Genomic DNA, 25,199 nt, shown 5'->3' on the forward strand with positions numbered 1-25,199 from the left:
TTTATAGAAAAATAAATAAGTAATGAGTTCAGACATATTGATAGAATGAACTGGTTATTTCAACGGAAGATAAACATCTGTCCTCAGTTCGTGTTCTGGTGTATCTGAATTCAGATTCAGGTAGTGAAAAAACAAGGGAAAATCGCGCAACTCTTCGCCACTGCCGGGTAACCAATCTCTGTACAAGTAACAGGCTGCTTCTCCAATGTTGTCATACGGACCCACATGGCAAACGACAGCACAGCGACCCTCAGGTATCTGTTTGTTGATGATGCCCTGCTGGTTTTCCGGAACCACTTCCGTTACTGAGCCGCAGATATCGAAACGGAATTGATCAGGCGCGGTAGTTTCAGGGTTGTCGTAGACGATGCCCATGGTTTTGCTTGAAGTGATAGGTGACAAGCCACATTCCTTGCGCCATTCAATAAATGTTTTGACCGAGTTGTTGACTAACTTTGGGTCGCCACGATGCTCAAGCGCAGCCACTTTCGTGTGTTCGAAATTGATGATTTTGACTTCCATATTTGCATTCCTTTTTTTGTTGGGGAATTGATAGCGTTCAATCCACGGTTCCCATTCCGGTTTCTTTCTGAAGTCAGACGGGGTTTGTCCTATCGTGTTTTTGAACGCACGTGAAAACGATTCCGGGTTTTCAAATCCAGCATCTAGCGCTATGTCGATAATCCGTTCAAGAGGGTTGAACGCCAGCCTGTAGGAGGCACGCTTGAGCCGCATTAACTGGATATATCTAATGACGCTGATGCCGCAGTATTCGGAAAATTGGCGGTGAAAATGAAATTTCGAGAAATTTGCAAACTGACTTAGCAAATCTACGCTCAGTTCTTCTTCAAGGTGTTTGTCGATGTAGTCGAATACCCTGTGAAACCTCTCAGCATATATCTGTTTTCTCATAGTTTTCACCGTTACTTCTCCTTGAGAGGAAATATACGTGTTTGAGCCGTGTGCGTCTTGACTGAAATTGCTTTCATGAATAATAAGCAGGTATGCTATTTCTATTAAAAATAAAGGCAAAACTAAAGAGGTTAAACAGTAAATTGGGTCACACTCGATTTAATCTCCTCATTCAACTTCCCGCGACCAAGTAAGCTCCGTCGGGCAGCGACTAGGCATGAGCATGGCTCGCCAAACGATCAGCACCAGGCCAAGCAGTATATTTGTTTGTATTCAGCTGCTAATTCCGGTCACGTAAGCCGCAGTCAAGTTATGACTAGGTGAGTCGAATAACGATTGGCAGCGTCCGAATTCGATCAGTTTCCCAATACGCTCTGTCCTCCAAAAAAACGCCGCGTAATTGGCAACTCGGCGCGCCTGCGCAAGATTGTGAGTCACGATCACGACCGTGCGCGCGCTCTACAAAGATGTCCGATGTATAAACCGGCAAAAAGACTGATGATAAAAGCGGGTAATAATGTGGCCCAGGTGCGGCGGGTAGAAAAAAATTCCTATTTGAAACAATAGGGTGCTACGACAGCTTTTCTATTTAAGCTTCTCGCCAAAATGATTGCAATGCTGTAGCCTGTTTTTTCTGATTTTTGAACTGCGAGACCTTATGAAACCCAATATCGGTTACATCGGCCTGGGCGTGATGGGACATGCCTGCGCCAATAACTTGCTCAAAGCGGATTATCCGCTGTGGGTGTATGCGCGTCGCTCCGAACAAATGCAGCAATTGATGCAGGCCGGTGCGCAGGCATGCAACACCCCGCAAGCACTGGCAAAACATTGCGACCTGATCTTTACCAATGTCTCCGATACCGAAGATGTACGGGAAGTTATCCTCGGCGAACAGGGCATCATTCACGGCGCACAAACCGGCAGCACGGTAATCGACATGAGCACCATCTCACCTTCAGTCACCCGTCAAATAGCATCAGCGCTGGCGCAGAAAAAAATCAATATGCTTGATGCACCGGTTTCGGGTGGCAGCCAGGGAGCTATCGATGGCACGCTCTCCATCATGGTGGGTGGTAAGGCCGACGTATTCCAGCAAGCATTGGTTGTGCTGCAAGTGATGGGAAAAAACATTGTTCATATCGGCGATCATGGTGCTGGGCAAGTGAGCAAAGCGTGCAATCAGGTTGTGATAACACAAACGCTTGCCGCGATTGCCGAAGCCTTTGCACTGGCTGTTGCATCCGGTGTGGACCGTGCAAAAGTAAGGCAAGCTTTGCTGGGAGGATCTGCAGGCAGCCGAATACTTGAAGTGCAGGGACAACGCATGCTTACGTATAATTTCACGCCTGGTTTCAAAGCCAAGCTGCATCAGAAAGACCTGTGCATCGTGCGGCAATTTGCAGATGAACTAGCTATTGAATTGCCGGGCACCAAGATGGCGACTACTTATATCAATGCCCTTGTTGAGGCGGGAATGGGTGAAGAGGATTCATCCGCCATCGTTACCCTGTTTGAACAGAGGTTGGGTGAGAGATTTTAAAATGTTTTTTTGATGGATCTTCTTACAGAATTTTCAAAGCGCGAGTAGTGATGCGTGGGTTGGGCTACGAATTTCCGGGTTATCAGCCGAAGCGCCGTTGCGCCTCTACCGCAAGACCGGCGCCAACGCTGCCGTACAAGTCGCCTTCCATGCGCCGGGCCATAGGTAAGATTGCGGCAATGTGTTCGCGCAGCATGGGCACGCCGCTAGCACCGCCGGTGAAAAATATCGTATTCACCGCCTCGCTACGCACGACAGCCTTTGCGAGCAAGGTGCTCAGAGTGTTGCCGATCTGTTCTACCAGCTCCGCCGACGCTTTTTCAAACTCGATGCGGGTCAGCGTGTGGCGCATGCCGGGTGCAAGTCTATCCAGATGTAGGGCTGCGCTATTGCCGGCGGACAGGGCAATCTTGGCTTCCTCCACCTGCACGGCCAGCCAATGGCCGGCGCGGTCGCGGATTAGCTTGAGCAGCCGGTCCATGGCTTCAGGCGCTTGGGTGTCCAGATACAGCTCCTGCAGATCGGCCCAGGTGCGGCTGGTATAGGCCTGGTTGATGGTGTGCCAGGTGGCAAGATTCATGTAGTAGCTGGAGGGCATGGTCAGGCCGCGCTTGAGCAGACTGCCATAGCCAAGCAGGGGCATCACGCCTTCCAGGCTCAGTTGTCGGTCGAAGTTGGTGCCGCCGATATGCACGCCGCTGTTGGCCAACAGATCGTCACGCCTGTCGGCTGTCAGTGCGCGTTGCGGCGAGAGCCGGATCAGGGAGAAGTCGGAGGTGCCGCCGCCGATGTCAGCGATCAGCACCAGTTCCTCGTGGTTAATCTGGCGTTCGTAGTGATAGGCTGCGGCGATGGGCTCGTACTGAAAGCTCACCTCGCGGAAGCCGGCGGTGCGGGCGATGGCTTCCAGCGTCACCTCGGCTTTGTCGTCGGCCGCTGTATCGTCATCCACAAAAAATACTGGCCGACCAAACACGGCTTGGTCGAAAGAGCGATCCGCTGCCATTTCGGCCCGATGCTTGAGTTCGGTGATGAATTGGGTCAGTAATTCCTTGTAGGGCAGCGAGCGGCCCTGAATTTCGGTTTTGCCTTCCATCAGGCTGCTGCCGAGGAGGCTCTTCAAGGCGCGCATCAAGCGGCCTTCGTAGCCATCCAGATATTCCTTGAGGCCGGCCTGGCCAACGCTTACGGTGTTTTCTTCGGCATTGAAAAAAACTACGGAGGGCAGGCTGGGCTTGCCGTTTTCCAGTGCCAACAGGGTAGGCTGGCCGGGACACAGCCAGCCTACGGTGGAGTTGGACGTACCGAAATCGATGCCGCAGGCGCGGGCGGGAGTTTCAACAGACATGGTTAGGAGAGGGGTCTGAAATCGAACCGATAAAAAATGGAGCGCGATGCTACCGCCCGTGCAGGAAAATGTCGAATGGTAGCCAGAAATGATCATTCAAAATTCTGCCCAAAAATGACAGCAGGGACCGATGATCTGCCCGTCATGACGAGAATACCAACCGTCGCTTCATCGGCTATTGCGGACATCAGGAGCGCCGATCAAACTTGTGTCGATCAGGATCTGCCCGTTGATTTTCCGCCGGGTGATTGATACCGCTGAAACACACCCGCTATGCCTCTACTTTCTTGGACTGGTAGCCCTGATATGGGTTGAAAATTCCTAAACTATCGTACTTTGGTTGGTTATCCATATTTTATGGCAAACGAGTAAAAAATTTAAGCGCGGCATATGATTGATATGTAAGCGATAATTTTTTCGAGTAACGCCGTATTGTGACGAAAATTGGATTTTTAGAGATGCCCTTATGTTCCACCAGCAATGTCTTGGTGCCAATATCGTGTGTGGGTTCTGCGATATCGCTCTACGCTGATATTCTGCGCATCCATTTCTACGAGGATGGCGCCGTCCCGATCCGAACGCAATAGTTCGCTGTCCACTGCAAGATAGCGTTCGACCACCTCTTTATTCGGATGACCGAAGCGATTGCGGTAACCCACGGTGAATACTGCATAGCGCGGATGTATGGCCGCTACGAAAGCATTCACCGATGAGGTTTTGCTGCCGTGGTGTGGCACCACCAAAAGTGTAGCGGGGAGCTTTTCCTCATGTTGTTTCAATAATCGCCATTCAGATTCTTTTTCGATATCGGCGGCGAGCAATATGCTATTTTTGCCCGTGCTGATTTTCAACACGCAGCCGCGGTTATTGTCGCGGATTTTTTCTGCTGCATAACTTTCCGCTGTAGGGTGTAGCACTTCAAAGTGCACTCCGTCCCATTCCCACGTTTGCCCATCCATGCAGCGTTGGGTGTTTGAAGCGTGTTGTAACAGGGGATGGTTTGCAGCGAGCGAGGATGAGAGCCAACCTACCGGTAACCCTTGCAAAATAGATAATGCGCCGCCGGTGTGGTCGTTGTCATCATGGGTAAGAATCAGGCCGTCGAGTTGAGAGATCCCCATGCCGCGCAATGCCGGGATGAGGATGCGGTTGCCACTATTGGCCTCGCTATTAAAATTGGGACCGGTGTCATACAGCAGTGCATGGTTGTGTGTCTGAGCGGCTACCGCCAAACCTTGCCCGACATCGAAAATTACCAGGTGTAGCGTACCTTCTGGCGGTACTGCGGGCAGTACCAGAAACATGGGTAGCAGGGCGAGCAGCCCCAGCCAGCGTGCGGGAAATCCGCGTGGCAATAGCATCCATAACACACCAAACATGCCGATGGCTATGCTCCATGTGGGCGGTGCGTGCTGTGTCCATACCACCTCTGGCAGACTATTCAGCCATTCCAGCAGGTTGATACACACTCCCATGGCCTGATGTGCCAGCCATAGCGGCCAATCAAAGGGAAGCACTGCACCCAGCAGGGTGAGCGGTACCACCACGAAGCTGACCAACGGAATGGCAAAAGCATTCGCGATCGGTGACACTAGTGAAACTTGCTGGAACATTGCCAACAGCGGCGGAATCAGCCCAATGCTCATAGCCCACTGTACGCGACCATACGTTACTAACCAGTGCGGGGGGCGCAAACGGTGCGCCGTTACATAAAAAATTAATGCCACCGCACCGAAAGATAGCCAGAATCCCGGCGACAGCACCGCCCATGGGTCGAGCAACAATACAACGAGCAAGGCGGCGGCAAGAATTTGTGACGGTGCGACAGTGCGTGATAGCCACAGCACCGTCGCTATCGTCGCCAGCATATACACCGTGCGTTGCGCCGGTACACCGTAACCCGCCAGTAGTGCATAGCCGAGTGCCACCAGTAAGCCGATGAGTGCAGCAGCTTTGCGTGCCGGTAGCGCGCGCGTGAGGCGTGCACTGCGTCGCCATAACCAATAGCTTGCAGCAAACGCCAGACCGGACAGCATGGTGATGTGCAGACCTGAAATACTCATCAAATGATTAACCCCAGTGCGCGTAAAAACTTGCCACTGTGCCGCTGGGATGCCGGCCTGATCGCCGATGGCAAGTGCGGTTAACACGCCGACGTAATTATTTTTTTCGATGACACTCGCTTCAGCGCTCTGGAGAACTTCTTTCCCGCTTGCGGTGTGAGGAATTCGTAATGGATGACGCTGATTGAGGAATGGGTTTAACCTTTTCTGGATATGTTCGCGCACTTTTTCGCGTAGGTTTTGGATATAGTAATCTGGTGATTGCACTAACGCATCCAGTCGTACGTTATCTTGCTTTCGATGAATATAACCATTGGCGCGCAGCTTGTTTTCCAGCATCCATGCTTCAAAATCAAAATCGTGAGGATTGCTGCTGCCGTGTGGCTGCTTCAAGCGTACTGTGAGCCGCCAGCGTTCACCGGCGTGGATGTCAAGAGGTTCTTCTCGTATACCATCGTAACTGGCAAGCAGGATGTGTGGCGGAACAATGGCATTGGGGGTGAGTACCTGTTCCACATCAAACACAAAACGAAGTCCGTGTTCATGCTGTGAAGGGAGCTTTGCCACTACGCCTATGATTTGAATGTCTTTGCCCTGCCATTCGGCAGGGAGAGTATCGGACAAACGTTGCTGGGCAAAAAATGCTGCATAGAAAAACCCAAAGGTACAGGCAAATGTTGCAAGAAGAGCAGGGTATGCTTGGCGCTGCAAAAGAGTGCTACGCGGTAGTAACAAAATACCAGCGAGCAATAAAGTCAGCCCACTCCAAGCGAAGTTGGGAAGTACTGACTGTTGTTGCAAAAGCCATACGCCAAATGCAAAAAATAAAACGGCATAGCGCATGGTTTGCTTAGTGCCGCCGAATGAGCTTGAGCAATTCGCGCACCATTTCCAGTGCAATCGTTGGAATGTCGCGGCATCGGGTTGGGGGCAGTTTGTTCATTCTTTCAGCTTGCAGCCGCATATGTGCTTCGGCATACGGTAGGCCGCTCATGTCAGTTGGATCGGGTATTTTCGGACTCACGTGTGCAAACTTCCCAAAGAGGGCTGGCATATCAAATATAATCAGGTAATCTACTATCCTGATTTTGCTCAGTAACGATTTTGCCTTATTAACGATTGCTCGTGCCGAAAAAATATTTTAGAAAATTCCTGCCCAGCCATGAAACATTCAAACAAAGCCGTTGGGCGCGTTGGTTTGGCGGCTGGCTACATCATCCCAACCTATGGCATCTTAACCGCCATTCAGTGTCGGGCGGCGTAGCCGTCGGGCTGTTCACCGGGCTAATTCCTGGTCCGCTTCAAATAATAAGCGCAGCTTTGCTGGCAGTGCTATTCCGCGTTAATTTGCCGGTGGCTGCGGTCACCACGCTGTACACCAACCCACTTACCATCGTGCCGCTCTATGCGCTGGCATATCAGCTTGGTGTATTTGTTACCGGGCACAATAACGGCCAGTCGCCCGTTAACTTTTCCCTGCCAGAAATGACTTGGGTTAACTGGCCTACCGTCATGCTGGATTGGCTTGTGTCATTGGGTAAACCCCTCGCTGCTGGCCTGCCGCTTCTGGCGTTAAGTTTTGCTATCGCGGGTTATTTTAGCGTGCGCATGCTGTGGTATGCGATTGTGGTATGGGAATGGCGCAGGCGTGCATCACGGCGGCAATAATGATTTTCAGGGGCAGCGCATATGCCACTGTGCTCAATTTTTTATACCCTGGTATGGTTTTCGGCAAGTCGGACTTATTGACTAAGATAAAAAGATTGTGATGAAAAAACTTGACCAATTGAATTTTGATAATACTTTTTCTCGGCTGCCAGATATTTTTCATAGCCGTCTGAATCCTACGCCGTTGCCCCATTCCTATTTGGTTAGTTTTAATGCGAGTGCTGCCGAATTAATTAATTTGGATGTAACCGAAGCTGAGCGCGCGGATTTCGCCGATTATTTTATTGGTAACCGTTTGCTGCCTGGCAGCGAGCCATTATCGATGCTCTACGCCGGGCACCAATTTGGTTCCTTTGTGTCTCAATTGGGAGATGGGCGCGCAATTTTGCTTGGTGAAATAAAAAACAGCAATGGAGAGTATTGGGATATTCAATTGAAAGGGGCTGGTATCACACCGTTTTCGCGCAATGGCGATGGGCGTGCCGTGCTGCGATCCAGCATTCGTGAATACTTGTGTTCAGAAGCAATGCATGGCCTGGGTATTCCTACTTCTCGTGCTTTGTGCATTGTGGGCAGCGACGCAGAGGTGTACCGTGAGACTATCGAAAGTGCCGCGGTGGTTACTCGTTTATCACCGTCGCATGTGCGTTTTGGTTCGTTTGAGGTGTTCGCCTATAGGGATCAGCACGAGCCGATCGCCTTGCTTGCTGATTATGTTATCGCCAAGCATTTTCCTGATATAAGCGATGCGCCGGACAAGTACTTGCGTTTTTTGAATGAAGTAATCACGCGCACCGCAAGTCTGATGGCTCAATGGCAAGCTGTCGGTTTCGCACATGGCGTGATGAATACGGACAACATGTCGATCCTGGGGCTAACTTTCGATTATGGCCCCTTCGGTTTTATGGAAACCTACGACCCGGGTTTTATTTGTAATCACTCCGACCATGGCGGGCGCTACGCCTTTGATCAGCAGCCGCAAATCGGCTTGTGGAATCTGGCTTGTCTGGCGCAGGCTTTGACGCCTATTATTGCGGTGGAGGAAGCGCAAGAGGCCCTGGAAAATTACGAGCCGACATATTTCGAACACTATACTGAATTGATGGGCAAGAAGCTGGGACTAACCAACGTCACCAAAGAAGATGCTTCTCTAGTTACCCCACTGCTGGAAATGATGCGCGCAAGCCAGCTGGATTACACCAATCTGTTTCGCAGTTTAGGTCTGTTCAAATTCGCGCCGGATGAGAGAAGCAGCGAGTTACGCGATCAATTTGTCGATCGAGCAGCGTTTGACGCTTGGGCTGATGTTTATCGTACACGTCTGCAAAGTGAGCCTGGAACGGATGAGGAGCGAAAGGCACGTATGGACAAGGTTAACCCGAAATATATTCTGCGCAATTCCATGGCACAAAGTGCGATTGCTTTAGCTGAGCGGGAACGTGATTTTTCGGAAGTAGATCGCTTGCTGGCATTACTTAGCCGACCTTTCGATGAGCAGCCAGAAATGGAAGATTATGCTGCGCCAGCACCGGATTGGGCGCGCCATGTCGTGGTCAGTTGTTCATCCTGATGAATGAATGCTGTCTGTAAAGCTTTTGGGTTGCCAAAGCAACACCCTAAAGCTTAGCCGGAATTTAAGCTTGGCCGACAGAGTAGATATTTTGTGTTGTTTGATGACGAATTATTTGCGGCTAAAATTGTTCACACGTATACCGGCATGAGAAATTTCCCATACAAATCCGCAAAAAACCAAAAGTTAGGTCGTTATGTTGGATGAGCATAGCGCATTGAGCGACTGGCTCGCCTATCTTGAGACCAAGCATCCCAAAGCTATTGAACTGGGTCTTGAGCGTGTTGCAAAAGTTAAACAGCGGCTGGGACTTAACCCAACTTTTCCGGTTATTGTTGTCGGCGGTACTAACGGCAAAGGTTCAGTGTGCGCAATGCTTGAAAGCATGCTGCACGCGGCAGGTTATCGTGTTGGTTGCTACACTTCGCCTCACTTGCTGGATTACAACGAACGCGTCCGTATCGGCCAGCGGCAGGCCAGTGATGCGGTGCTGTGTGCAGCATTCGAGCGAGTAGAGCAGGCGCGTGCGGTTCCACCTTTGCAAAACATGGATGCCAGCTTGCAGGGCAATGATGAATTATCAGAAATTTCGTTAACCTATTTCGAGTTTGGCACGCTGGCTGCGATGCAATGTTTTATCGATCAAGCGGTAGAGGTGGCGATACTGGAAGTGGGTCTGGGTGGACGGCTGGATGCGGTTAATGTGTTCGACCATGATTGTGCGGTGGTTACCAGCATAGATTTGGATCATATGGAGTATCTTGGTGATACGCGTGAACATATTGCATATGAGAAGGCGGGAATTTTTCGTGTTGGGAAAGTGGCGGTGTTTGGCGATATGGATGTGCCTATTACGATCCGTGCGCAGGCACAGCATGTCGGCGCGCAGCTTTGGTGTCTGGGTGAGCAATTTAGTTTCACGGCAGGTGCGCAACAGTGGAATTATCATGGTGTGAGTGGTACTCGCAGCGCCTTGCCCTATCCTGCTTTGCGTGGAGCATTTCAATTGCACAATGCCAGCGCCGCATTGGCGGCGCTGGATGCGCTTAAGAATAAATTGCCGGTGAGTATGGCGGCGGTACGGCGAGGCTTGGTCGAGGTAGTGTTGCCAGGTCGTTTTCAGGTTGTACCCGGCAGGCCGATGCTGATTTTGGATGTGGCGCACAATCCCCAGGCGGCGCGCTCTCTGGCGCGAAATTTGGCCGACTTGCCGCCTTGCCACAAGACTTTCGCAGTGTTCGCCATGCTTAAGGACAAGGATATGGCCAGTGTTGCGCGTGCGCTCAAGGGGCAAGTGGATGTCTGGTTAGTGGCTGGCATAGCCGCGTCACGCGGTGCAACGGCCGCAGAATTATCCAGAGTGCTATATGCCGAGAGAGTAAAAAGTGCAGTGTTGACGTTTGTCACAGTAACAGATGCGCTACAGCATGCCTGTAATGAGGCTGTCGAAAATGATAGAATTATAGCATTCGGTTCATTCTATACAGTAGCGGAAGTGATGCGTGCGCAGTCTGCGCTACGCTTTGATTTGCGCGGAGATACATAATGGCAAAGCAACTGATGGATGATGAAGTCAGTCTGAAGCGTCGAGCAAGACGTCGGTTGATTGGCGCAGTGGCACTTGTCATCGTAATTGTGGTGCTACTGCCCATGGTGTTGGATAGCGAACCCAAGTTAGGGGGCCAGGATATTGAGTTGCGCATTCCGGACAAAGATAAGGTGGGTGAGTTCATGCCCAAGATGGGCATGCCGTCAGCGCCTGTCTCCGTTCTTGCGGTTTCTTCACCGGTTGCTGTTCCTGTTTCAGCTGTGCCCAGCCTACCTGTCATTAAAGAACAGGTAGTCGCGGCATCGCAAACGATTGAAAGTAAGCTTGCTCCAGTCAAGTCTGAAGTTAAGTCTGTTGGGGAGATTCACATAGAGAACAGGAAAATCACGCCACACTCTGGTTTTGTGGTGCAGGTTGGCGCATTTGCAAATGCCGACACCGCGCACCAATGGCAGAAAAAATTGAATGAACAAAATATCAAAGTTTATACCGAGAAGGTAGGTAACAAAATCCGCGTACGCGCCGGTCCTTATGCCACGCGTGAAGCTGCAGACAATATCTACAAAAAGCTGGAGGCGCAAGGGCTGAAACCGACGGTAAGTCCAGCGTATTAGGCATGACGTGGTTTGATTATACTGTCATTATAATTGCCGTATGGTCGGTGTTGCTGGGATGGTGGCGCGGCTTTGTGTATGAGGTGTTGTCGCTACTCGGTTGGGTGGCAGCTTACGCGGTGGCACGTTGGCAGGCAGTAAATTTGGCAGCGTTAATGCCGGCAGAGCTTGGGATAGATGCGATTAAGGTCACGGTTGCTTTTATCTTGCTGTTTGTGGCGACCTTGATCGTGAGTGGTATCGTGATATGGTTGTTATCGAAATTAATTAAGTTCACCGGCCTCGGTTGGATAGACGGCCTATTCGGCAGTCTATTTGGCATGCTACGTGGCATGCTATTAGTGCTGATGTTGGTTCTGCTAGCGGGGTTGACTGATTTGCCGAAAAAGCCGTTTTGGCGCGAGGCGAAGTTAAGTAAGCCATTAGAAAGTATGGCTCTAGCTAGCTTGGTCTGGTTGCCAGATAGCGTGGCGCGCCGTGTGCATTTTGGATTGAGAAAATGAATATTGGGGTTAAAACATGTGTGGCATTCTAGGCGTTGTCGCGCAAACATCGGCCAATCAAGTTCTATATGATGGCTTGTTAGTGTTGCAGCATCGCGGGCAGGATGCCGCCGGTATTGCCACTATTGAAGGAAATACCTTTCACTTGCACAAGGGTAATGGCCTGGTACGCGATGTGTTTCGAACGCGTAACATGCGAGCGTTGCGCGGCAATGCGGGCATAGCTCATGTGCGCTATCCTACTGCGGGTTCCGCCCTCGATCACAATGAAGCACAGCCATTTTATGTCAATTCGCCATTCGGCATTGTGCTTGGACATAACGGCAATTTGACCAATACCGAGCAATTGCAGCAAGAATTGTTTCTGGAAGACAGGCGTCATGTCAACACCAATTCTGATTCGGAAGTGCTGCTCAATGTGCTTGCGCATGAGTTACAAGCCAATTCCACAATGCGCTATCGTCTTGATATTAAAAATATCTTTGACGCCGTATCCGGGGTACATCGTCGCTGCCGCGGTGCTTATGCTGTGGTGGCAATGATTGCGGGTTATGGCCTGCTGGCGTTCCGCGATGTTTATGGCATCCGGCCACTGGTATTGGGTAGCCATCAAACTGAAAATGGCACGGAATATTTGATTGCTTCGGAAAGCGTGGCATTGGATACGCTAGGCTTTAAGTTTCTCCGCGATATTGCACCAGGTGAAGCGGTATTTGTTGACTTTGATGGAAACTTTCACAGTCAGCAATGTGCAGAAAATCCAACACTTAATCCATGCATTTTTGAGTATGTTTATCTGGCGCGTCCGGATTCGGTGATCAATGGGATTTCGGTATATGAGACACGCTTGAATATGGGTGAAAACCTGGCCGACAAAATTACCCGCGAATGGCAGCAACACGATATTGATGTCGTTATTCCCATTCCTGATTCCAGCCGTCCTAGTGCCTTGCAATTGGCTAATCGTTTGGGTATCTCATTTCGTGAAGGTTTCGTGAAAAATCGTTATATTGGGCGTACATTCATCATGCCGGGACAGGCAATGCGGAAAAAATCGGTGCGCCAGAAACTAAATGCAATTAGCGTGGAATTTAAGGGTAAAAATGTCCTGTTGGTAGATGATTCCATCGTACGGGGTACCACGAGCCGTGAAATTGTTCAAATGGCGCGTGATGCCGGAGCGCGCAAGGTGTATTTCGCCTCCGCCGCCCCACCGGTACGTTTCCCTAATGTGTATGGCATAGACATGCCGAGTCGCAAAGAGCTGATTGCCACCGGTCGCAGTGATGAAGAAATTTGCCGTGAAATCGGTGCAGACAGATTGATTTATCAGGATCTTGATGATCTCAAAGCGGCAGTGCGCAAGACGAATCAGGATATTCAGTACTTCGATGCTTCATGTTTTGATGGTGATTACATCACTGGAGATGTCACATCAGAGTATCTCGATGAAATTGAAGCGGCGCGTGAAAATGGCAAGGTAAATACGGACGATGATGTCAGCCAGCTTGATCTTGATTTAGTCGCTAACCCGTAAGCAGAATTGCTGTTCAGAGGTTGAGTTATCAGTTTTTCGAACGACCAATCTGATTGAACTCAAAGTGCCAGAAAGAACATGTTATAAAAATAACAATTTTCCTTGATACTGAAACCGAGGATTGGGTAGTGTCTCAGTTTGAAATTCAACTAAGTTGAACTTGTTTTTATCAATGCTATCATACAGGCATGAATAAAAGACCTAAAAACTTAGACATGAATCAGCTTGCCAAACGCATTGTGGATGAAGCTGTAGGTGATGAGCCTGTAACCCCACCGCCACCAGAAACGAATCAAACCGCCGCAGATAAGAGACGGCTTGATGGGTTGAAAGGTGGCGTTGCTCGCGCGGAAAAATTAACTGCGGAACAACGCAGTGAAATAGCTAAATTGGCTGCCAGCGTTAGGTGGCATAAGGTAGATTAAGCAGCCTTATCAAAAGGCATTTGTAATTCTTCAACGTCGACCGTAAAGTCCAAAACAACCTGTATTGGCTCAGGAGATTTCCTTTTATCGTTATATACATCAGCATCAGTTTTTAGCTGGTAGCAGTCTCCAACTATTTGCGAGCGTCTTTGTGCTATAGATTTCTGAAAATGAGAATGTGGTGCATTAACATCATCCATATCCGCCCACAATGACAGTGTCTTATTGCCTTGTTTCTTTATAACCGCATGTTTTGCCCTATATCTTCTTCCATATTGATCGGTTCTATATTCTTCTCGGAAGAGCTGAGCAATATCTTTAGCAATTAAATCAATAATTGTTTTTGTGCTTGGTTTGTGCAAGCCATTTTGATAAGCCCAAGCCGCTAAATTATGCGGGTCAATCAAGGGGCTGTCATCAACCTCCATTTTATAGCGGTCTATGTATTCCTTTACTGCGTTTGAATATGCTGACATATGAATTTTCCTTAGTTATTTTCCACGAAGCCCCAGCCATCGGTTAGCGCGCCAATAGTTGCATGGTTGCGAATTTTTACCTGATAGCCTTTACCTCTTAGATAATCATGCCTGTCCAATCTTTTTTGAAGCTGACCAACAACAATCCCCATATGAATGCCAAGACGTTGAGCAAACATCTTGACTTTATGCTCACTAAAAAGAGGAAATACTCGAGCATAAAAATTTTCCAGTTCTTTTTTGGGGACACAAAAATCATCACCTGCTAAGTTTGCAATGTTTTCCTCCTCCACTATTACATCTAAGTTTTGTTCCTCTGAGTCCGAATCTAAAATGTAACCCACTTCCTTGCCGTGCCCCTGTAAAACATGTTCAATTTCATGGCGCAATACGAACCAAAAAATATCAATTCTATCTAGACGCAAAGACAAGGCTATTACTGGCTGACCATTGTCCAACCAAAAACATGCGCCATCAATTTTCGAGCCGGGAAAAGGTTCAACAATGACATATTTAACCCCGCACTCCGTCAAAATTTTTGAAACATGCCTTGTTTCTTCGGGCGCTGCAAGTAGTGCGCTTAATTTTGGGATTGAATTGCTTAGTGCAATTGCATCGTATTTTTTCGTCACTTGTGACGAGGCCAACATCTTGGCGCGATAAAGCCATGCAAGCTGTTTTGGAGTAATGCCATCATGTGCATTTGTTTTTTTAGCGGAATGCGAAAATACTGGAGATGTCTCCAAGTCAGAAATATTAAAAAACTTCTTAAATTGCTGCTCTAATATTTCAATGTTATCAGCCGCCTCAACCCAGCCTCTTTTTATCATTTCTCTTACAGGAAATTTTTCATATAGTTTTGCTTTACGGGATATTGTATTGACTGCCTTATCTCTTACCTTGAATAACTGATATTGGCTTTCAAGATTCATCCAAACTTCGGGGCCAGTACCCAAAGCGTCGCCTAGCTGAATAGCTGTATCAGGTGTGATTTGCTTCTTACCGGTAATAATGCCGCTAACTAAAGTCGTGGGACGTCCGATAATTTCAGAAAATTCTATCTGAGACCATTCTCTCGCTTCCAGTTCTGCCGCCAAAAATTCACCAGGTGAAAATATCTCTGCTGCTTTGTTCATTTCTATCTCCTCGTATCAGTGGTAGTCACTTATTGATATAACAACTACCCACTTACTTGAACCTTCCTTTCTTAATTTAAGTATCAAGCGCCATTTTTTATTCAATCGCATTGAATGCAATCCATCCAAAGTGCCTTTAAGCTTTTCATAGTGCAATGACTTCATATTGTAGAAGGCTCTCTCATCTTGAGCCGCCCTTATATATTGAATCAACATCCTAAAAGATTTAACTATAGATCGCTCAAAGCCTGCATCGTAGGATAGGTCTTCTTCCAGTTTCTTTAGCGAGTCTTCTTCAAAAATTATTTCCATATGGGCAGTATATCAATGCTTGGTTATCTGGTATATATATATTTACACTATGTGTAAATATAGTATACAAATGCTTAGTATGTATATATAATTCAGTTTCAATATTGACAGCAAAGAACAACATGAATGCCCTAACAATAGAAAAACGCACACAAATAATAAATCTGTTGGTTGAAGGCAATTCTATGCGCGCTACCTCTCGCATTGCGGACTGTTCAATAAATACCGTTACCAAATTACTTATAGATGTTGGTGTTGCTTGTAGCGAATATCAAGACAACGCGATGCGCAATCTCACATGCAAGCGCATCCAGTGCGATGAAATATGGTCATTTTGCTACTGCAAACAAAAGAATGTAGCACCCGAAAATGAGGGTGTTCTAGGCTATGGCGACGTTTGGACGTGGACAGCGATTGACCCAGTTACAAAGCTGGTTCCCTCGTTTATGGTCGGAAGCCGTACAGTAGAATATGCGGAAGCGTTTATAAGTGATTTAGCCTCTCGTTTGGCTGGACGTGTGCAATTAACCACCGACGGATTAAAGGCTTATGTGGATGCGGTTGAAGGCGCTTTTGGGGCAGATATAGACTTTGCGCAACTGGTTAAAATCTATGGCTCGGAAGGCATAACAAAAACCGATGCTAGACGTTATAGCCCGTCAGAATTTACAGGCTCAGAAAAGCGCATAAAAATGGGCGATCCAGATGTTAAACACATTTGCACTAGTCATGTTGAACGTCAGAATTTAACAATGAGAATGTCTATGCGCCGCTTCACTCGTCTGACAAACGGTTTTAGTAAAAAGATTGAGAATCTTGAACACATGGTTGCGTTGCACTTCATGCACTACAACTTTGTAAGAATTCATAAATCGCTACGCACTACGCCTGCAATGGCTGCGGGGGTAAGTGAAAAGCTTTGGGAAATTTCAGATATCGCAGCGCTTGTTACTGACCCTATACCAATGAAGCGCGGAACATACAAAAAGAAAGGTTAAGAATGTGTCTGTGCCTTGTTGACACAATGGATGATTCACCTTACTGTAAGGGCATCCCTCCAGATTAGAAAGCTGCCGTTATGATTAGCTGCTTCCAAGTTGCAGATTACTTTCTTGCGCAGCAAGACACTGAATCTGGCGACACGATATCAAACCTTAAATTACAAAAACTTGTGTATTACGCGCAAGGGTTTCACCTCGCTATATTTGACGCCCCTTTGTTTAATGAGCCTATAGCAGCTTGGACACACGGGCCTGTTATCCCTGAGCTTTATCAAAAATTTAAGATTTATGGCTCTGGTGCCATTCCTTGTTCAGCCGATATTGATCTCACCAGATTTGATGAGGAAACAAAAGCTTTTTTGGATGAAATATATTCAGTATTCAATCAATACTCTGGCTGGACATTGCGCAACATGACCCACGAAGAGTTGCCATGGAAAGAGCGGGAAGCAGATGCCGGTGTTATTTCATTAGAATCCATGAAGTCGTATTTCAAGACACGAATCAACAGCTAAATAGTGAAGATCAAGCGCCCGGATCGTAAAAAAAGCGGTCATATTCCACCGCCAACAGAACCAATTAATTATGATCAGAAACCACCTATATTTTCACTTGAGAAGCTGGCTCTTGGTAAGTATTGCTTGTCCGGTTTAGATCAAGAGCATAAAGCTAAATTTGCGGATGCAGTATTTCGTCGAAAAAATTTGCCATGGATAGATATTAAAAATGCCGACAAACATGCACTTGGAACTGAGAAGATAGCAAGAAAAAGCATCAAGGCCCCAATGCCTAAATTCATAACAGAGGATGTTGACCATTTTATCGCTCTTCGCTTTCACGGAATGAAGCCAATGGTTGGGTATAGAACTAGAGATATTTTTTATGTTCTTTGGTTTGACAGCGACTTTACTTTATACAATCATTAAAATCCCGCTTCGGCGGGTTTTTTTTGGAATTTCAAACTGAGACACTACCGAGGATTGAATTTGTTTGACAGGGGCTAGTCTTTTAACATAAAATTCGCGCCCTTCGAAGTTTACTATTTTTTGTTTTAGGAAGCGCCATGAAAACATTTTCAGCTAAGCCCCATGAAGTCCAGCATGACTGGTATTTGGTAGATGCTGCCGACAAGATTTTAGGTCGTTTAGCTAGCCAAATTGCAGCCCGTCTACGGGGCAAACATAAGGCGATATATACACCGCACGTGGATACGGGCGACTTTATTGTCGTGGTTAATGCTGAAAAGCTGCGCGTTACCGGCAACAAGGCGAAAGACAAGGTCTATCACCGTCACACTGGCTATCCTGGCGGAATTTATACAACTAATTTTATCAAGTTGCAGGAACGTCATCCAGACCGCGTGCTGCAAAAAGCGGTCAAAGGTATGCTGCCAAAAGGCCCGTTAGGCTATGCCATGTTGCGCAAGCTTAAGATTTATGGTGGTGCTGAACATCCACATTTGGCGCAGCAACCTAAACCTATTGATCTATTGAAAGCTTAATCATGAACGTGACTTACAACTATGGCACCGGTCGCCGCAAGAGCGCAGTAGCTCGTGTATTCATTAAACCAGGCAAGGGCGATATCGTGGTAAATGATAAGCCACTCGATATATTTTTTTCGAGAGAAACTGGTCGCATGATAGTGCGTCAGCCGCTGGAACTGACCGACATGCTTAACAAATTCGATATTATGGTAAACGTGTGTGGAGGTGGTGAATCTGGCCAAGCTGGGGCGGTGCGTCATGGCATCACTCGTGCTCTGATAGATTTTGATGCGAGCTTGAAGCCAATGTTGAGCAAAGCTGGACTCGTTACCCGCGATGCGCGTGAAGTTGAGCGTAAAAAAGTTGGTTTGCGCAAGGCGCGCCGCCGCAAGCAATTCTCCAAGCGTTAAGCGTATTTGGAGTGTTTGGAAAAGCCGCCTTTGGGCGGTTTTTCATTTTCGTTGTACTATTTCGTCAATAAATAGTTGGCAAACAGTTGAGCGCTTCATAAACCGGAACAATGCCCTGACAGTTTGAGTGCGCGCGGAACAGGCTGTAATCTTTGACCCTGTATCTTCGTGATGGCGAAATTTCGATTGGTATGGCACTATCGACCGCCTTCACAGGAATAATAGCTGCTACGATGTATTTGCCATAGATAACGCAAAATAGGGGAAAGAAGTGATCAAAGTTGGCATCGTCGGAGGAACAGGTTATACGGGAGTCGAGCTGTTGCGGCTACTGGCACAACATCCGCAAGTGGAGTTGCGCGCCATTACCTCGCGCGCCGACCAAGGAATGCCAGTCAGCCAGCTGTTTCCCAGCTTGCGTGGCTATGTAGATTTATGTTTTACCCACCAAGATGAAGCACATCTGGATCAATGTGACTTGGTGTTCTTTGCTACACCCAATGGCATTGCCATGCATCATGCACGCGCATTGCTTGACGCAGGTGTACGGATAATAGATTTAGCGGCGGATTTTCGTATTCAAGACGTGGCGGTTTGGGAAAAATGGTATGGTATGAGACACGCCTGCCCTGATCTGGTTCCTGAAGCAATATATGGTCTGCCAGAGAGCAATCGCGAACAGATAAAACATGCACGGCTAGTGGCCAACCCGGGGTGCTATCCAACCGCTGTGCAGCTCGGCTTTCTTCCGTTATTGGAAGCGGGGATTGTGGATTGCAATAGCTTGATTGCCGACGCGAAATCAGGTGTGTCTGGCGCGGGGCGAAAGGCAGAGGTTAGCATCATGTTTTCCGAGGCAGCGGACAATTTCAAAGCTTATGGTGTATCTGGGCATCGCCATTTACCAGAAATTAGTCAAGGACTCGCGCGAGCGGCACAACAGGAAATTGGTCTGACCTTTGTGCCACATCTTACTCCGATGATACGCGGTATCCATGCCACATTATATGCGCGCATACAATGCGATGCCGACCTGCAAGCGCTATATGAACAGCGTTACGCCAATGAGACATTTGTGGATGTAATGCCAGCCGGTAGCCATCCGGAAACGCGTACGGTACGCGGTTCGAATTGCTGCCGTATCGCGGTACACCGGCCGCAACAAGGTAATACTGTGGTTGTATTGTCAATAATTGATAATCTGGTCAAAGGTGCGGCCGGTCAAGCGGTACAGAATATGAACATTATGTTCGGCTTACTTGAAACAACAGCGCTGACCAGCATCCCTTTGCTGCCTTAGAATGCATTAATTCAATTTGGGGTAAGTTGAAGTGGGTTATAAGTAATGGATTATAGCTGCACATCGCTTTCGGTATTCTTTGCATCATTTGACACCTCCGTTTTGAGTTTAACAAAACGTAATAGCCATTTGTTAAACTTATTTAATGGCAAAAAGCTCGCAAAATTCAGGATGCCATCTGAAAATCTCGTTTTTTTGAATCTCAGTTATTTCATTTTTGAAAAATACTATCGCTTCATAAAGTATACGGAAAACGTTAGAATTGCGGTCTTTGTAATACTCTTAAGGAAATTCAACCATGTCTATGGCTGACCGCGACGGTTTTATCTGGTATGACGGCAAACTCGTGCCTTGGCGAGATGCCACAACACACGTACTGACGCATACACTGCACTATGGTATGGGAGTGTTTGAAGGTGTACGTGCATATAAAACTACTGAGGGCACGGCAATTTTCCGCCTGAAAGATCATACCGACCGCCTGTTCAATTCAGCCTATATCTTCAAGATGAAGATGCCATTCGACAAAGAAACTTTGATGGAGGCGCAATGTGAAGTAGTACGCGCTAATAATCTGGAGTCCTGTTACATTCGGCCCATTGTGTTCTATGGCTCGGAAGCTATGGGAATCGCCGCCACTGCTATTAGCACCCATGTCGCCGTTGCGGCTTGGCCATGGGGCGCGTATCTTGGTGTCGAGGGAATGGAAAAAGGGATTCGTGTAAAAACTTCCAGTTTCACCCGCCACCACGTAAACATTAATATGTGCCGTTCCAAATCAGTCGGTACTTACACCAACTCTATTCTGGCCCATCAAGAAGTAGCGCACGATGGCTATGACGAGGCGCTGCTACTGGACGTGGATGGCTATGTAGCGGAAGGAGCGGGCGAGAATATCTTTATTGTGAAAAAAGGTAAGCTGTATACACCTGACCTGACTTCCTGCTTAGAGGGCATCACGCGCGACTCTATAATCACACTGGCGGCTGATCTTGGTATGCAGCTGATCGAAAAACGCATCACGCGCGATGAGGTATATTGTGCCGACGAGGCTTTCTTTACGGGTACTGCGGCCGAAGTTACACCGATCTGCGAGCTGGATAATCGTACTATAGGCAATGGTACGCGCGGCCCGATCACAACGCGCCTGCAAGCGTTGTTTTTTGATTGTGTCAGTGGAAAAAATCCGCAATATGCCGATTGGTTGGCACACGTTTAAAGGGAATTACATGCAAACCGAACATGCCAAGCTACGCTATATCGAAGTGACCGCCACAGATTTGCCGCTTTATTGTCCTATGCCTAATACGAGCCTATGGAATGCACATCCCAGAGTGGTCATCCCAGTCGACAAGATCGGTGAAGCGCGCTGTCCCTATTGCGGCACACTATACAAGTTCAAGGGTGAGTTACCTAAAGGACATCACTAAAAAATTCCCGCTAAGCGCAAAATCATAGGGCGCTTTAAGTTGATCACATCAGGATCGAGCATTTTCTCTCACACTGTTCCGTTATCCTTGATAGCGTTATGCATACATTCCTATCTAATTTATTGAGTGAAACCATGCAAAACTTACCTAAAGAAATTTTTAAGGCCTACGATATTCGCGGCATTGTCGGTAAATCACTGACTCAGGAAATTATCGAGATTATTGGCCATGCTATCGGCTCAGAAGCCAAAGCACGTGGCCAGCACACGATCGCAATTGGTCGCGACGGACGTCTGTCTGGCATAGAATTTGCCGCCGCTTTAGCACGTGGTATTCAGAAGAGTGGCATCAATGTTATTGATGTTGGGCGTGTTGCTACGCCCATGGTGTATTTTGCAGCGTATCACCTGGACACGCATTCTGCAGTTATGATTACTGGTAGCCACAACCCCCCCGATTACAATGGACTGAAAATGGTACTGGGAGGCGAGACGCTCTCCGGTGATAGCATTCAAGCTTTACGCACACGTATTGAGCACAATAATCTCAGTCATGGTGCAGGTGCTTACTCGCAATACGATATAGGCCCCGTATATATTGCACGCATCGTTTCCGACATCAAATTGGCACGGCCCATGAAGATCACGGTCGATTGCGGCAATGGCGTGGCCGGGGATTTTGCCGCCAATTTGTATCGCCAGTTAGGCTGTACTGTCACGGAACTGTTTTGCGAAGTAGATGGCAATTTCCCTAACCATCATCCTGATCCTTCACAACCGGAAAATTTGCAAGATCTGATTCATGCACTCTCCAGCAATGATAGCGAACTGGGCTTAGCCTTCGATGGCGACGGTGATCGCTTGGGCGTCGTCACTAAAAATGGCAACATCATTTTTCCAGACAGGCAGTTAATGCTGTTCGCCGCCGATGTGCTGGCGCGCAATCCTGGTGCAGAAATTATCTTCGACGTTAAATCCACGCGCAAGCTGTTTGGCTGGATCACACAACATGGTGGTAAACCTATACTCTGGAAAACCGGCCATTCCTTCATCAAGACAAAAATGAAGGAATGCGGCGCATTGCTGGCAGGGGAAATGAGTGGCCATATATTCTTCAAGGAACGATGGTATGGCTTCGATGACGGTTTGTATGCGGGTGCCCGTTTGCTCGAATGCTTGAGCAAACAGTCAGATGCAAATGGCCTGCTGAATGGCCTGCCCAATTCAATTAATACACCGGAACTGCAAATTAAGCTAAAGGAAGGAGAGAACTACGCATTGGTCGCACAGTTGCAGAAGGATGCAAAATTTACTAATGTACAGGACATTATCACCATAGATGGCCTGCGCGTGGAATATGCCGACGGTTTTGGCTTAATACGATCCAGTAATACAACGCCAGTGGTTGTATTACGCTTTGAAGCAGATAATGAGGAAGCGCTCACCAGAATTAAGCAAGATTTTCGCCGCGTGTTGCTGAATGCCAATCCAAGTTTACAACTACCATTCTGATGCGAATTTCTTGGGTTGAAAATACCTCGCGTGATGCGGAATATTTTTGACTTTAAGCGGCATTCAGCTGTACTTTTTGTATAGGGTGGGCGTGCTTAAAACTACCGAAGTTAATAATTGAAATAAAAATTAATCGATAAAATATGATCGTTCCGGTTTACTGAAGTAAGTGGCCGGTTAATATATTGATTCATATAGCCGATTTCAGATTTAATTTCTTTATTAAAATTATAGCCTATCCCTATGAACGCTCTGTTTTGATCGAATCCTTTATGAGGCCCCCAATCGTTATTGTTGAGATTTAGAAAATATTCATCGCTAGCCACTACGCTATAAGCTGGAGCAGCAGCCAGTGGTACAGATACTTTAAACATTTGCCGAAAACGTATAGCGGTATCATCACCCAAACGAGGTGCTAAACGTTCTTCCAAGCGACTTCGGCTGGTGACTGATCCAAATGAAAATTTATTGTTCCATAATAATTGTTGCCAGAATCTTCGTTCGTTGAATGTCGTTTTGGAAAATGGTTCTGCAGTGGGAACCAATGCATAACCCACCCAAACGCTAGTCGTATTGTTAATTGCATATCCTATCCCTGGACGAATGATAGCTTGAGAAAAGCGCGACGTGTCATCGCCAAAACGCCCTTGGAATTCTGCCCAGTATTTGAAATTCTTTAATGCCGGATTGACATTCTCTAGGCTACCAACCGCCGTTGCAGTGCCCCATGTTTGGAAGTCGTTTATATCTTTTGCGGCAATAACTGGGCCAGAAAGTAATAAGCCAGATATTGTTAATGCGGTAGACATATTTATTTTATTTAGCACTGTGTTCCTCTCGCCATAGAATATTTTGTATCAAAAATTTAATCTAACTAGCTGAAAAAAATTCTAATTTTTTTAGATGCTTAACTTTATTCAACTTTAGGCAGCCTTTCCCTTTACCTTATCCGAACGGTGACATAACTAAACTCTTATTGGAGCTGAGTATCTAAATTTGAATGTAGACGCTAACTAGCAATGAATGCAGCCCCGTTTTCGTAACGGCATTGTTTTTCCTGATGTACAGCCATCATCACCTTCTACAGTACAAATACAACCATCAAAAGTTCAGCAATATTGACCGGCAGCATAACCAGATGACCATGCCCACTGAAAGTTGTAACCGCCTAGCTGACCTGTTACATCAACCACTTCTCCGATAAAATACAGACCGTTCACCTCATGGGCTTCCATGGTTTTAGACGATAAGGCATGGGTGTCAACACCCCCGCAGGTAACTTCTGCCTTGGTATAGCCCAATGTGCCGCTAGGCGTAATTTGCCAATTATGCAATTTGGTGGCAAGTGCAGCGATCTCCTTATCCAAATATTGGTTAATTGGCATGTTACCGGAAAGATTATTCCCGGCCAACTGGGCACACCATGTTTCAATAAATCGTTTGGGTAAATATTGCGCAAAAAAATTGCTCAGCAACATGCGACTGTCTCGCTGCTGCGCGAACAATTTCAGTGTGTCATGATCCGGCAGCAAATTAATGTGCAGCGGCTGGCCCGCTTCCCAATAAGAGGAGATTTGCAAGATGGAGGGGCCACTAAGGCCGCGATGGGTAAAAAGGAGATTTTCGCGAAAAATCTGTTCACCATAACTTACCACCGCATCCACGGAAATTCCGGCGAGACCAACATAAGGCGCCCAATCATCGGGATGAAAACTTAATGGTACTAACCCCGGCTTGAGTTTGGTCATGGGAATGTCGAATTGTTGCGCGACTTGGTAACCAAACGGTGTTGCGCCAATCTTGGGAATAGACAAGCCACCGCTGGCAATCACCAAGGACTGCGCACGAAATGAGCCATGATTGGTATTGCAACTAAATCGTTCGGTGGATGAACGCATATTGTCTTTTACTTCTGGCCCCTCTCCTGCTTGCGGGAAAGAGGGAAAGAGGCGCTCAACCTTATGCACTTCGCAAGACATAAGCCAACGTACACCCGCTGCATCGCATTCGTTTTTTAGCATCGCAATAATGGCTGTCGATCCTTCGTCACAAAACAGTTGCCCGAGTTTTTTTTCGTGATAACCGATGCCTTGTTGATTAAGCCATGTGATGAAATGTTGGGGGGTGTAGCGCGCCAATGCGGAGCGACAAAAATGCGGATTGCCAGATAAGTAATTTTCCGGTTTGGCGTACAAATTGGTGAAGTTGCAGCGGCCACCGCCGGAGATGCGAATTTTTTCTGCCAGTTTTTTAGAATGATCAAGTAACAGCACAGAACGCCCTCGACGTGCAGCCCCGATGGCGCACATCATGCCCGCTGCGCCGGCACCGATGATCAATACATCCACATTGACACTCATCGCAACAGACAACTAGCCGCTATCAACAGCCTGTCAGCTTGGCCA

General features: G+C 47.5%; 27 protein-coding genes. 18 read left to right on the plus strand and 9 right to left on the minus strand.

Features of this window, described 5'->3' with window-relative positions:
* Positions 1–54: 54 nt before the first annotated feature.
* Complete coding sequence (locus tag MKZ32_RS04430) at positions 55–912, minus strand: AraC family transcriptional regulator (RefSeq protein WP_239798099.1); 858 nt, start codon at positions 910–912, stop codon at positions 55–57.
* A 658-nt stretch (positions 913–1,570) separates the two neighbouring features.
* Here MKZ32_RS04430 and MKZ32_RS04435 point away from each other — a divergent pair.
* Entirely contained in the window at positions 1,571–2,455 is an 885-nt protein-coding gene (locus tag MKZ32_RS04435; RefSeq protein WP_239796149.1) for an NAD(P)-dependent oxidoreductase, read from the plus strand.
* 82 nt (positions 2,456–2,537) lie between these two features.
* On the opposite strand, the gene MKZ32_RS04440 is transcribed toward MKZ32_RS04435, so the two are convergent.
* Complete coding sequence (locus tag MKZ32_RS04440) at positions 2,538–3,899, minus strand: Hsp70 family protein (protein ID WP_239796150.1); 1,362 nt, start codon at positions 3,897–3,899, stop codon at positions 2,538–2,540.
* A gap of 18 nt (positions 3,900–3,917) precedes the next feature.
* Here MKZ32_RS04440 and MKZ32_RS04445 point away from each other — a divergent pair, with 18 nt between their 5' ends.
* The gene (locus MKZ32_RS04445; RefSeq protein ID WP_239796151.1) at positions 3,918–4,055 is read left to right on the plus strand and encodes a hypothetical protein; all 138 of its coding nucleotides are present in this window, start codon (positions 3,918–3,920) and stop codon (positions 4,053–4,055) included.
* 212 nt (positions 4,056–4,267) lie between these two features.
* Here the strand turns inward: MKZ32_RS04445 and MKZ32_RS04450 are convergent, their stop codons facing one another.
* Together MKZ32_RS04450 and MKZ32_RS04455 are read right to left on the minus strand one after the other, a co-directional pair.
* Complete coding sequence (locus MKZ32_RS04450; protein WP_239796152.1) at positions 4,268–6,709, minus strand: DNA internalization-related competence protein ComEC/Rec2; 2,442 nt, start codon at positions 6,707–6,709, stop codon at positions 4,268–4,270.
* Positions 6,710–6,716: 7 nt separating this feature from the next.
* The gene (locus tag MKZ32_RS04455; protein WP_239796153.1) at positions 6,717–6,890 is read right to left on the minus strand and encodes a hypothetical protein; all 174 of its coding nucleotides are present in this window, start codon (positions 6,888–6,890) and stop codon (positions 6,717–6,719) included.
* A gap of 101 nt (positions 6,891–6,991) precedes the next feature.
* On the opposite strand from MKZ32_RS04455, the gene MKZ32_RS04460 reads away from it, so the two are divergent.
* The 7 genes from MKZ32_RS04460 (at position 6,992) to MKZ32_RS04490 (ending at position 13,732) form a co-directional block, all read left to right on the plus strand.
* Positions 6,992–7,534: a DUF2062 domain-containing protein gene (locus MKZ32_RS04460; RefSeq protein ID WP_239796154.1), complete on the plus strand. Its 543-nt coding sequence runs from the start codon at positions 6,992–6,994 to the stop codon at positions 7,532–7,534.
* A gap of 100 nt (positions 7,535–7,634) precedes the next feature.
* Positions 7,635–9,104 (plus strand): protein adenylyltransferase SelO, encoded by a 1,470-nt coding sequence (locus MKZ32_RS04465; protein ID WP_239796155.1) that lies wholly within the window; start codon positions 7,635–7,637, stop codon positions 9,102–9,104.
* A gap of 196 nt (positions 9,105–9,300) precedes the next feature.
* Positions 9,301–10,650 (plus strand): bifunctional tetrahydrofolate synthase/dihydrofolate synthase, encoded by a 1,350-nt coding sequence (gene folC, locus MKZ32_RS04470; RefSeq protein ID WP_239796156.1) that lies wholly within the window; start codon positions 9,301–9,303, stop codon positions 10,648–10,650.
* Complete coding sequence (locus MKZ32_RS04475) at positions 10,650–11,267, plus strand: SPOR domain-containing protein (protein WP_239796157.1); 618 nt, start codon at positions 10,650–10,652, stop codon at positions 11,265–11,267. The genes folC and MKZ32_RS04475 overlap by 1 nt, the downstream gene beginning before the upstream one ends.
* A gap of 2 nt (positions 11,268–11,269) precedes the next feature.
* On the plus strand, positions 11,270–11,770 hold the full coding sequence (locus tag MKZ32_RS04480) for a CvpA family protein (RefSeq protein WP_239796158.1): 501 nt from the start codon (positions 11,270–11,272) through the stop codon (positions 11,768–11,770).
* A 16-nt stretch (positions 11,771–11,786) separates the two neighbouring features.
* Positions 11,787–13,307 (plus strand): amidophosphoribosyltransferase, encoded by a 1,521-nt coding sequence (gene purF / locus MKZ32_RS04485; protein ID WP_239796159.1) that lies wholly within the window; start codon positions 11,787–11,789, stop codon positions 13,305–13,307.
* A 215-nt stretch (positions 13,308–13,522) separates the two neighbouring features.
* Positions 13,523–13,732 (plus strand): histone H1, encoded by a 210-nt coding sequence (locus tag MKZ32_RS04490; protein ID WP_239796160.1) that lies wholly within the window; start codon positions 13,523–13,525, stop codon positions 13,730–13,732.
* Here the strand turns inward: MKZ32_RS04490 and MKZ32_RS04495 are convergent.
* From MKZ32_RS04495 to MKZ32_RS04505, 3 genes are read right to left on the minus strand one after another with little or no spacing between them, the layout of a single operon-like run.
* Positions 13,729–14,208 carry a hypothetical protein gene (locus tag MKZ32_RS04495; RefSeq protein WP_239796161.1) on the minus strand — a complete coding sequence of 160 codons (480 nt, stop codon included), beginning with the start codon at positions 14,206–14,208 and terminating at the stop codon, positions 13,729–13,731. The genes MKZ32_RS04490 and MKZ32_RS04495 overlap by 4 nt on opposite strands.
* Positions 14,209–14,219: 11 nt before the next feature.
* Positions 14,220–15,344 (minus strand): HigA family addiction module antitoxin, encoded by a 1,125-nt coding sequence (locus MKZ32_RS04500; RefSeq protein ID WP_239796162.1) that lies wholly within the window; start codon positions 15,342–15,344, stop codon positions 14,220–14,222.
* Positions 15,345–15,359: 15 nt separating this feature from the next.
* Positions 15,360–15,656: a type II toxin-antitoxin system RelE/ParE family toxin gene (locus tag MKZ32_RS04505; protein ID WP_239796163.1), complete on the minus strand. Its 297-nt coding sequence runs from the start codon at positions 15,654–15,656 to the stop codon at positions 15,360–15,362.
* 122 nt (positions 15,657–15,778) lie between these two features.
* On the opposite strand from MKZ32_RS04505, the gene MKZ32_RS04510 reads away from it, so the two are divergent.
* The 9 genes from MKZ32_RS04510 to MKZ32_RS04550 all read left to right on the plus strand — a co-directional run bounded on the left by MKZ32_RS04510 (position 15,779) and on the right by MKZ32_RS04550 (position 22,794).
* The gene (locus tag MKZ32_RS04510; protein ID WP_239796164.1) at positions 15,779–16,654 is read left to right on the plus strand and encodes an IS1 family transposase; all 876 of its coding nucleotides are present in this window, start codon (positions 15,779–15,781) and stop codon (positions 16,652–16,654) included.
* 80 nt (positions 16,655–16,734) lie between these two features.
* Positions 16,735–17,172: a Panacea domain-containing protein gene (locus MKZ32_RS04515; protein ID WP_239796165.1), complete on the plus strand. Its 438-nt coding sequence runs from the start codon at positions 16,735–16,737 to the stop codon at positions 17,170–17,172.
* Between the two features lie 3 nt (positions 17,173–17,175).
* Positions 17,176–17,583, plus strand: coding sequence for a hypothetical protein (locus MKZ32_RS04520; RefSeq protein ID WP_239796166.1), 408 nt, complete (start codon positions 17,176–17,178; stop codon positions 17,581–17,583).
* 137 nt (positions 17,584–17,720) lie between these two features.
* Positions 17,721–18,158 (plus strand): 50S ribosomal protein L13, encoded by a 438-nt coding sequence (rplM, locus tag MKZ32_RS04525; protein ID WP_239796167.1) that lies wholly within the window; start codon positions 17,721–17,723, stop codon positions 18,156–18,158.
* Between the two features lie 2 nt (positions 18,159–18,160).
* Positions 18,161–18,553: a 30S ribosomal protein S9 gene (rpsI, locus tag MKZ32_RS04530; RefSeq protein ID WP_173055385.1), complete on the plus strand. Its 393-nt coding sequence runs from the start codon at positions 18,161–18,163 to the stop codon at positions 18,551–18,553.
* Positions 18,554–18,824: 271 nt separating this feature from the next.
* The gene (gene argC / locus MKZ32_RS04535) at positions 18,825–19,853 is read left to right on the plus strand and encodes an N-acetyl-gamma-glutamyl-phosphate reductase (RefSeq protein WP_239796168.1); all 1,029 of its coding nucleotides are present in this window, start codon (positions 18,825–18,827) and stop codon (positions 19,851–19,853) included.
* Between the two features lie 298 nt (positions 19,854–20,151).
* A complete protein-coding gene (locus MKZ32_RS04540; protein ID WP_239796169.1) occupies positions 20,152–21,072 on the plus strand; it encodes a branched-chain amino acid transaminase in 921 nt (306 codons plus the stop codon).
* 10 nt (positions 21,073–21,082) lie between these two features.
* A complete protein-coding gene (locus MKZ32_RS04545) occupies positions 21,083–21,283 on the plus strand; it encodes a zinc-finger domain-containing protein (protein WP_239796170.1) in 201 nt (66 codons plus the stop codon).
* A gap of 134 nt (positions 21,284–21,417) precedes the next feature.
* On the plus strand, positions 21,418–22,794 hold the full coding sequence (locus tag MKZ32_RS04550) for a phosphomannomutase/phosphoglucomutase (RefSeq protein WP_239796171.1): 1,377 nt from the start codon (positions 21,418–21,420) through the stop codon (positions 22,792–22,794).
* A gap of 110 nt (positions 22,795–22,904) precedes the next feature.
* Here the strand turns inward: MKZ32_RS04550 and MKZ32_RS04555 are convergent, their stop codons facing one another.
* Positions 22,905–23,603 carry a DUF2490 domain-containing protein gene (locus tag MKZ32_RS04555; protein ID WP_239796172.1) on the minus strand — a complete coding sequence of 233 codons (699 nt, stop codon included), beginning with the start codon at positions 23,601–23,603 and terminating at the stop codon, positions 22,905–22,907.
* Between the two features lie 300 nt (positions 23,604–23,903).
* Complete coding sequence (locus MKZ32_RS04560) at positions 23,904–25,154, minus strand: BaiN/RdsA family NAD(P)/FAD-dependent oxidoreductase (protein WP_239796173.1); 1,251 nt, start codon at positions 25,152–25,154, stop codon at positions 23,904–23,906.
* Between the last annotated feature and the right edge of the window lie 45 nt (positions 25,155–25,199).

It is taken from the genome of Candidatus Nitrotoga arctica, from assembly GCF_918378365.1.
Lineage (GTDB): Bacteria > Pseudomonadota > Gammaproteobacteria > Burkholderiales > Gallionellaceae > Nitrotoga > Nitrotoga arctica.